The sequence below is a fragment of the Monashia sp. HAY1-2A genome (genome assembly GCF_056755315.1).
Window position 1 is genome coordinate 1 of record NZ_JBNDHY010000379.1, and the last position, 278, is coordinate 278.

General features: G+C 60.1%; 1 protein-coding gene. It reads left to right on the top strand.

Annotated features, from left to right (window positions below):
- Positions 1–278 (top strand): oxamate carbamoyltransferase subunit AllH family protein (locus tag ACPYOM_RS22380; RefSeq protein WP_481347645.1); only part of this gene is annotated, 278 nt, incomplete at both ends.

Sequence of the window (278 nt, forward strand, 5' to 3'; positions counted from 1 at the left end):
TTACGGGGCTGTTCGGTGAGCTTCGTCAGGTTGTCCTTGAACCGCCCGGCGGAGAACTGGCGCATATTCAGCATCAGTTATTGCGGCAGTTGCAGGGGCATCGCGTTGACTGGCAGAACGTAGTGGGCAAAGGCGCGGGGCTGACACCGAGCCACGACGACACGCTGACCGGCATGTTGCTGGTGTGTGCGGTGCACGGGTTGCCGGTCGGTGACTTTTTTGATCATACACCGGACCTGCGCACGCTCACGTCATCGGTCAGTTGCGCCTATCTGCAT